General features: G+C 30.5%; 1 protein-coding gene. It reads left to right on the forward strand.

All coding sequences use genetic code 11. The annotated features are described in order from the left end of the window. The first annotated feature begins 628 nt into the window (after positions 1 to 628). Entirely contained in the window at positions 629 to 967 is a 339-nt protein-coding gene (locus V7164_RS15260) for a DUF3870 domain-containing protein (RefSeq protein WP_335354511.1), read from the forward strand. Positions 968 to 991: the final 24 nt, after the last annotated feature.

Consider the following 991-nt stretch of genomic DNA (forward strand, 5'->3'; position numbering starts at 1 on the left):
CTTTCTTACCTCAAAATGCTGAATAAGAGTGAACACTATTTCTCAGTAGTGACGTGCACTTTACAAGGAGAGGTGGGCATGATAGCCTTTTTTGGCTGAGGCCAGTTTCTTTGGTACTACTGGCTTCATGCTCATAATCTTGCCCGCAGAGGCTCCTTGTAAGGTGACAAAGTGTATGTTCTATCTTCCAGAAAAGTGTTCACTTCAATTTAGCAAAAAGTGTTGAAATTTATCTTGCGGTTACAGTTGTCTACCCTATACCTTTGTAAACGTATAAATATAATTTTAAATCCAGTAAAAGGATTAGTGCATTTTTTGAAGAATATATATAAAAAAAGATTAAAATAGGAGGAAGATTTGTATAAAAAATAATATTTGTTCTGGAGTTCTTTTACCNNATATGATTCATTTTACTTAATGACTATACCCCACCATTGAATAAACACCTTGAAATTTAAAAATATAAAAATTATTAACAAAATAATCACTTCCTTTTGAGACTTGGCTTATAAATACTAATAGAATTGTGCATAAGAAATAATAATCTTATAAAAGAGTAAAATAACCTTTTTACCTTTTTATAAACGCATGCTGTGTTATAAGTATTAATTTCAGGGGGGTACAGAATATGAGTTTTAATGAAACGATTATTTGTAGTGGTTATTCTCGATTACCTGACGGGATGGCAGCGAAAAACTTATTTGGTGTCATGGGAATAGGGTTTGAGATAGATCCTAATACAGACTGTATTATAAACGCTTCAAGTACCTTAGTTACTAATATGTGTACTGACTTTATTAAAAGTATTTTTATAGGACATTATATAAATGAAGGCATAGAAGAACCGATTAAAAGATTTGAAAGAAGGTACTATGGTTTAGGCAAAAAGGCAATTATTTCTGCCATGCAAGATGCATATAACCAATATTCCATTTACAAATCAATGAGTGTTTCACATTTTAATTGAGAGAAAATAAATAAATTTATTTAT

It is taken from the genome of Bacillus sp. JJ1474 (assembly GCF_036965225.1).
In the GTDB taxonomy this organism is placed as follows: Bacteria; Bacillota; Bacilli; order Bacillales; family Cytobacillaceae; genus Cytobacillus.

Coding starts and splice junctions, on each gene's coding strand:
- V7164_RS15260 (WP_335354511.1), top strand. CDS start 629: ATGAGTTTTAATGAAACGATTATTTGTAGTGGTTATTCTCGATTACCT.